General features: G+C 62.4%; 6 protein-coding genes and 1 pseudogene. 5 read left to right on the top strand and 2 right to left on the bottom strand.

Going from position 1 to position 7475, the window contains the following annotated elements; translation table 11 throughout:
* Window positions 1–367: 367 nt before the first annotated feature.
* Window positions 368–1570: an AAA family ATPase gene (locus ACN0X7_RS20120; RefSeq protein ID WP_417520254.1), complete on the top strand. Its 1203-nt coding sequence runs from the start codon at window positions 368–370 to the stop codon at window positions 1568–1570.
* Between the two features lie 110 nt (window positions 1571–1680).
* Here ACN0X7_RS20120 and ACN0X7_RS20115 read toward each other — a convergent pair whose 3' ends face one another.
* Window positions 1681–4008 carry an ATP-dependent helicase gene (locus ACN0X7_RS20115; RefSeq protein ID WP_417520253.1) on the bottom strand — a complete coding sequence of 776 codons (2328 nt, stop codon included), beginning with the start codon at window positions 4006–4008 and terminating at the stop codon, window positions 1681–1683.
* A 131-nt stretch (window positions 4009–4139) separates the two neighbouring features.
* Here ACN0X7_RS20115 and ACN0X7_RS20110 point away from each other — a divergent pair, with 131 nt between their 5' ends.
* Genes ACN0X7_RS20110 through ACN0X7_RS20095 form a run of 4 tightly spaced genes read left to right on the top strand, consistent with a single transcriptional unit; the run spans window position 4140 to window position 7275 of the window.
* Window positions 4140–4913: an N-formylglutamate amidohydrolase gene (locus tag ACN0X7_RS20110; RefSeq protein WP_417520252.1), complete on the top strand. Its 774-nt coding sequence runs from the start codon at window positions 4140–4142 to the stop codon at window positions 4911–4913.
* Between the two features lie 3 nt (window positions 4914–4916).
* On the top strand, window positions 4917–6056 hold the full coding sequence (locus ACN0X7_RS20105; RefSeq protein ID WP_417520251.1) for a carboxylate-amine ligase: 1140 nt from the start codon (window positions 4917–4919) through the stop codon (window positions 6054–6056).
* Window positions 6057–6103: 47 nt separating this feature from the next.
* Complete coding sequence (locus ACN0X7_RS20100) at window positions 6104–6400, top strand: DUF1244 domain-containing protein (RefSeq protein WP_417520250.1); 297 nt, start codon at window positions 6104–6106, stop codon at window positions 6398–6400.
* Entirely contained in the window at window positions 6325–7275 is a 951-nt protein-coding gene (locus ACN0X7_RS20095) for a DUF1848 domain-containing protein (RefSeq protein ID WP_417520249.1), read from the top strand. Before ACN0X7_RS20100 ends, ACN0X7_RS20095 begins: the two co-directional genes overlap by 76 nt.
* Window positions 7276–7325: 50 nt before the next feature.
* On the opposite strand, the pseudogene ACN0X7_RS20090 reads toward ACN0X7_RS20095, so the two are convergent.
* Window positions 7326–7475, bottom strand: a pseudogene (locus ACN0X7_RS20090) (IS5/IS1182 family transposase); the annotation flags it as partial.

Raw genomic sequence — 7475 nt, 5'->3', positions numbered from 1 at the left:
AAAAGCCCGCCAGAAACACCAGCCAGCAAAACCGCCAGCCGCATATCCCCTTCCAATAAACAACAATGTCAAAGAGCGTGGCCCGTCCCGGCTTGCGCCGCTGAGACCAGAAAGCGCCCCTGCCCGAAGACCGGAGCGCCCCCGCCGTCGGGATGTGTTCCCTCGGCGGAGGCGGCTTATAGGCCCTGTCCGCCTTTCGGGTCAACCGCTTTTTTGAAGAAATTGTTGCAGTGCCGCGAAACCCCTTAATCTCTGCGGTCGTTACGGTTTCATGCCGGATCGACGAAGGCGGCGATGTTCGAACGCATTTGCACGTTGCGCGAATCATATACTCAGTTTACTAAGTTATATCAGAAATAAACTATACATGGATAAACTTGCTATGGATCCTGTGCGTAATCCGTACGCTCCGGGTGCCGGAACCCCCCCGCCGGAGCTGGCCGGTCGGCAGCCTATTCTGGATCAGGGCAAAATTGCGCTCCAGCGAATAGCTGTCGGCCGTCCGGAAAAAAGTCTGATCCTTGTCGGTCTGCGTGGCGTGGGGAAAACAGTCTTGTTGAACAGTCTTCATATGCGCGCCGAGGAGATCGGCTATCAAACCGCTTTCATTGAAGCACACGAAGGCAAGTCCCTTCCCGCTCTTCTGGCACCGACGTTGCGCACGATCCTGCATTCTCTCAGTTGGATCGAAACCGGAAAGGAAGCGGCGCGCCGTGGCCTGCGCGTTCTGAAAAGCTTCGTCGAATCCGTTTCCGTGTCGGTTGGGGATGTCGCCTTTGACATCAGCATGAATCCCGAACGCGGCGTAGCGGACAGCGGCGATCTGGAAGCCGACTTGCCAGCGTTGGTCCGCGTTGTGGCAGAAGCTGCCAGGGCGGCCGACGTACCGATCGCCATATTCGTCGACGAACTGCAGTATCTCTCGAACGCGGAGTTCAGCGCCCTGATCATGGCGATCCACCTTACGAACCAGCGCCAGTTACCATTGATACTTGTCGGTGCCGGCCTGCCGCAGATTCACGGGCTGGCCGGCAACTCGAAATCATATGCTGAAAGGCTTTTCAGATTCCCGGAAATCGGAGCGTTGGACGAGGCAGACGCGCGAACCGCCGTAGAACAGCCGGCCATGGCCGAAGGCGTCATCTTCAGGGAGAACGCCTTGCAGAAGATCATCGAGCAAACTCAGAGTTACCCGTACTTTCTGCAGCAGTGGGCCTACGAGGCCTGGAATCTGGCCGAGAATGAAACGATTGACGACCGCATAGTCAATCTGGCGGCGATCAAGGCCATTGAGGAACTGGATCAGAGCTTCTTTCGTGTTCGGTTTGATCGATGCACCCCTGCTGAACGACGATATATGCGCGCGCTCGCCGAACTTGGCGAAGGTCGGCAACGCTCCGGTGACATTGCCGAAGCGATCGGAGTAGATGTCCGCTCCGTGGCACCGACACGTAACAATCTGATCAAGAAGGGCATGATCTATTCGCCAGCGCATGGCGATACCGCTTTCACGGTACCGATGTTTCACGAGTACATGCGTCGCGTGATGCCCAACTGGCCCGATAACTAGAGCGGTTTTCAGTTTCATGGAATCACCATGAAACTCAGATAACGCAACTTGCACAGGTGGTTGCCATTCTTGGAAACAGTCTGAATGGAACCATTCAGACTGTTTCCGCCCTAGGCCGGATCGACGAAGGCGGCGACGACTTTCTTGCTGCCGGCCTTTTCGAACGCGATCACCAGGTGATTCCCGTCGATCGCCTCGATCGCGCCGTAGCCGAACTTCTGATGGAACACCCGCTGGCCGGTCTCGAAACGGTTCGGACTCTCAAGCGCCTCGACCCGTGTCGCCGTGCCGTCGATGGTTTTCCCCCTGGTATAGCCACCGGCGCGATAGCCGCGTTCCTTCAGGCGCTGGGTCGCCGCGATCCAGGGCGCGTCATAGACGAAGCCGCCCTGCGCCTGATTCAGACCGCCGCCATAGGCACCGGCCTGCGCGCCGTAGAGGCCGGTTTCGGCACGGACCTCGATGCCGTCTTCGGGCAGTTCGTCGATGAAACGGCTGGGGATGGAAGACACCCATTGAATTCCCCGGTCACCCGAACCGGGCTTGGCAAACATCCGCCGATTAGCTGCATGACTGATAAAACAACGTTGCCGAGCGCGCGTTATACCGACGTAAGCGAGTCTCCTCTCTTCCTCCAACGCGACCGTGCCCGATTCCAACAATGCGCGGTGATTTGGGAACACGTCTTCCTCCCAACCAGGCAGAAAAACCGTATCGAACTCCAATCCCTTTGCAGAGTGCAGTGTCATGATCGAGATTTTTTCAATCTCGTCAGACTGGTCGTTGGCCTGAATCAGTGCCACATGCTCAAGAAACGATGCGAGCGTATCGTGCCCAGCGGCGTCGTTCACCATTTCCTTCAGATTGTCCAGCCGGGCCGGGGCCTGCGGAGTCTTGTCCCGCTGCCACATGTCCGTATAGCCGCTTTCCTCCAGCACGGTTTCGGCCAGTTCCGCCGGGCTGAGATCGTCGCGGATGGACCGCCAGCGCTTGAAATTCTCCAGCACGCCCTTGAGGGAGGTGCGTGCCTTCGCGCCCAGCTCCTCGGTTTCCACGATATCGACCGCGGCCTGATAGAGCGACTTCTCCTCGATGCGGGCGATCTGATGCAGTTTCTGGATCGTGACGTTGCCCAGCCCGCGCTTCGGTGTGTTCACGATCCGCTCGAACGCCAGATCATTGTCGGGCTGCGCGATGACCTGCAGGTAGCTGGTCGCGTCCTTGATCTCGGCGCGCTGATAGAAGCGCACGCCGCCGATCACCTGATAGGGCAGGCCGATCTCGATGAACCGGTCCTCGAAGCTGCGCATCTGGAAGGTGGCGCGCACCAGAATGGCCATGTCGCGCAGGCTCTCGCCCTTGCGCTGCAGGGCTTCGATCTCCTCGCCGATCTGGCGGGCTTCCTCGTCGCCGTCCCAGACGCCGATCACGGTGACCTTCTCGCCGCCGGGCACGTCGGTCCAGAGTGTCTTGCCGAGACGCCCCTCATTGTGGGCGATCACGCTGGAGGCCGCGTCCAGAATGGCCTGCGTCGAGCGGTAGTTCTGTTCCAGCCGGATCACCTGCGCACCGGGGAAATCCTTCTCGAAGCGCAGGATGTTGCCGACCTCCGCCCCGCGCCAGCCATAGATCGACTGGTCGTCGTCGCCGACGCAGCAGATGTTCTTCGAGCCCTGCGCCAGCAGCCTGAGCCAGAGATACTGCGCGACGTTCGTGTCCTGATATTCGTCCACCAGGATGTAGCGGAACTTGCGGTGATAGTCGGCCAGCACGTCCGGGTTGGCCTTGAACAGTTCGGTCGTCAGCAGCAGCAGGTCGCCGAAATCGCAGGCGTTCAGCGTCTGCAGCCGGTCCTGATACATCCCGTACAGCGCCTTGGCCTTGCCGTCGGCAAAGCCGCTGTCCTCCGCGTCGACCTTGTCGGGCATCAGGCCCCGGTTCTTCCAGCCGTCGATCACCGAGGCGAAGGCACGCGCGGGCCAGCGTTTGGAATCGATGTTCTCGGCTTCCAGCAACTGCTTGATCAGGCGCTGCTGATCGTCGTCGTCCAGAATGGTGAAGTTGCTGCGGCGGCCCACCAGTTCGGCATGGCGGCGCAGGATGCGCACGCCGATGGAATGGAACGTGCCGAGCCAGACCCCCTCGACCGCCGAGCCGATCAGCTGGCCCACGCGGTCATGCATTTCGCGCGCGGCCTTGTTGGTGAAGGTCACGGCCAGCACTTCCCAGGGCCGGGCCTTGCCCAGATTGAGCAGGTGCGCCAGCCGCGTGGTCAGCACGCGCGTCTTGCCGGTGCCCGCACCGGCCAGCACCAGCACCGGTCCGTCGAGGCTTTCCACCGCCTGCCGCTGCGGCGGGTTCAGGCTGTCGAGATAGGGAAAATGCTGCGGTCGCGCGCCCGCCGGCTCCGCCGCGCCCAGATCAAATGCGTCATCCATCGGACCTGTATAAACAGCCGAGAGCGAATCGGGAACAGACGGGTGCGCAGAACGTCCCCGCCGGCCCGGGTCAAACAATCGTTTGGCACCTGCCACAGCGCGCGCTATCCATCGCAGCCATGTTCGATCCCATGACGCTCAGACCGGTGGCCGATGTCGATCCGCCGCCCTTCCATGTGCTGAACCGGACTGGCGGCGCACGGGCGCTGCTGGTCTGTGACCATGCGTCCAACGCGCTGCCGCGCGGCTGCGGATCGCTGGGCATTGCGCACAAGAAGATGTTCGAGCACATCGCCTGGGACGTCGGCGCGGCAGCGGTGACGCGCCGGCTGGCCGACCTGCTGGACGCGCCGGCAATCATGGGAGGCGCCTCCCGCCTGTTCGTCGATCTGAACCGGTACCCCGACGACCCGACGGCCATCGCCGAATATTCCGACGGCACCCATGTCACCGGCAACAGCGACCTGAGCGCGGCCGAGCGCACCCGCCGGCTGGACTGGCACCGCGCCTATCACGGCCAGCTGGAGACCATGATCGCGGGCTTCGGGGATGCCACGCCGGTGCTGCTGTTCATCCACAGCTTCACGCCGCGCATCGGCGACCACCAGCGCCCCTGGCATCTGGGCGTGCTGCATGACGGCAACAGCCCGGAGAGCGACGCGCTGCTGACCTGGCTGCGGCTGCGCGACGATCTGGTGACCGGTGACAACCAGCCCTATTCGGTGGACCAGCCGCCGTCCTTCTCGATCTTCACGCACGCGATCGATCCGGGCCGTCCCTACATCGCCCTGGAGATCCGCCAGGACCTGATCGAGACGGTCGAGGACGCCGAGCGCTGGGCCGACCTGATCGCCGAAGCGCTGAAGGAAAGCCTGTCGCCGGGCCGGTTCTTCGGTCAGGATTGAGCCATGAGCGATGAACCCAGCTTCACCCTCGGGATCGAGGAAGAATATCTGCTGATCGATCCGGAGACGATGGATCTCGCGGCCGATCCGCCCGAAAGCGTGCTGGAACGGGCACAGGCCGCCGCACCCGACCAGATCGTGACGCCGGAATTCCTGCGCGCGCAGATCGAGGTCGGCACGCGGGTCTGCGCGACGGTTTCCGAGGCCCGGCGTTCGCTGACCGAACTGCGCCGCGCCGTCCGGGACGCGGTCGCCAGCGAGGGCCTGGCCTTTGCCGCCGCCTCCACCCATCCCTTCGCGGAATGGTCGCTGCAGCATCCCACGCGCAAGGAACGCTACGAGACGCTGGCGCGGGATCTGCAGTCGGTGGTCCGGCGGCTGCTGATCTGCGGCATGCATGTGCACGTCTGCATCGAGGACGAGGAACTGCGCATCGACCTGATGAACCAGGCGCGCTATTTCCTGCCGCATCTGCTGGCGCTGACGACCTCCTCGCCCTTCTGGCAGGGAAGGCGTTCCGGCCTGCAGTCCTATCGTCTGACCGTCTTCGACGCGCTGCCGCGTACCGGCATGCCCGAGGCCTTCGGATCCTGGGCCGAATACGACCGGCTGGTAAAACAGTTCATCCATGTCGGCGTCATCGAGGACGCCTCGAAACTGTGGTGGGATATCCGCCCCAGCGCCAAGTTCCCGACCATCGAGATGCGCGTCGCCGATGTCTGTACCGACATCGATGACGCGATCACGGTCGCCGCCCTCTACCTGTGCATCCTGCGCATGCTGTGGCGGCTGAAGCGATCCAATCAGCGCTGGCGCATCTATCCGGCGGCCCTGATCCGCGAGAACCGCTGGCTGGCCATGCGGCATGGCGCGCAGGGCAAGCTGGTCGACTTCGGGCGTGGCGCACAGGTGCCCTTCGCCGATCTGATCGAGGAAATTCTCGAACTGATCGCCGAGGACGCCGAGGCGCTGGGCTGCCAGAACGAGGTCCGGCATGCGCGCACCATCGCGATGCGCGGCACCTCGGCCAACCGCCAGATGAAGACCTTCGAGGACCGGCTCGCGGCGGGCGACGACGACCGCACCGCGCTAAAGGCCGTCGTGGCCGAACTGGTCGAAAACACAAGCGCCGGATTGGACTGATGCCGGTCACACCCTATCTCTGGGGCAGACTTCAGAAGGAGGCGACAATGGACAAGCAGACACAGACCGAGCTGGAGGCTGCCGCGTTTCGCAGGCTGGTGAGCCATCTGCGCGAGCGCACCGACGTGCAGAACATCGATCTGATGAACCTGGCCGGGTTCTGCCGGAACTGCCTGTCGAACTGGTATCGCGAAGCCGCCGAGGAAAAGGGCGAAGACCTGACCAAGGAAGAAGCACGCGAACGGGTCTATGGCATGCCCTATGAGGAATGGAAATCGGCCTTCATGACGCCGGCGACCGCCGAGCAGAAAGGCGCATTCGACAAGCAGGGCGGCGGCCACTGATCATATCGGCCAGCTACCGGACCGACCTGCCGGCGTTTCACGGGCCGCGGTTTCTCGGTCAGCTCGACGCGGGCCTCGCGACCGTCCGCAATCCCTACAGCGGCAAGGACTATCGGGTGTCCCTGGCTCCTGACGACGTGGACGGATTCATCTTCTGGACCCGGAACGCGAAGCCCTTTCGCGCAGGCCTTGCGCGGGCACGCAAGACAGCCCCCTTCATCGTTCAGTACACGGTGACCGGCTATCCCGCGATGCTGGAAACCGGCGTGCCGCCCGCCGCGCACGCGATTGCCGAGATTCGCCGCATCGTGTCGGACCACGGGCCGGGCACGGTCGTGTGGCGCTACGATCCCGTGATCTGGACGAATCTCACGGACGCGGATTTCCATCGCCGGAATTTCGCGCAGATGGCTGACCGGCTGTCCGGACTTGTCGACGAGGTAACCTTCTCGGCGGCAACGCTCTATGCCAAGTCGAAGCGCAACCTGAAGCGGCACGCCGCCGGTCTCGCCGTCGATGACCCCGACGACAATCGAAAGAAGGCATTGCTGCACGAACTGGCGGAGATGGCCGTCGAGCGCGGCATGGCACCGACACTGTGCAGCCAGCCGCATCTGCTGACCGGGCCGCTGAAACCGGCGAGATGCGTTGATGCCGAACGTCTGCAGCGCGTTGGCGGATCACGGTTCAGAGCGAAGGCCAAGGGCAACCGTCCCGGCTGCGATTGCGCCGAATCGCGCGATATCGGGACCTATGACAGTTGCGCCCACGGGTGCCTGTACTGCTATGCGGTCTCCGACCATGCGAAGGTCCGCGAAAGGCTGAGAGCCGCCACGTCGAGCGCCCCGGTCCAGAGCGGTCCAGCATTTGATTGAAACGGTCAAACGCACCGAGAGTCGGCGATTCAGTCAAAGCCGGGACTGATCTAGGTCACCGACTCATAAGTCCTCAAGCAAATGCGCACTGATGCGAGCTTGATGAGCGCGAGATAGTTCTCAGGGTGTTTTTCGTATCGAGTTGCAATGGCGCGGAAGTGTTTGAGTTTGTTAAAGAACCTCTCAACTGCATTGCGATA

The sequence above is a fragment of the Minwuia sp. genome (assembly GCF_048263705.1).
Taxonomy (GTDB): domain Bacteria; phylum Pseudomonadota; class Alphaproteobacteria; order Minwuiales; family Minwuiaceae; genus Minwuia.
This window is presented reverse-complemented; position numbering and strand designations above follow the sequence as displayed.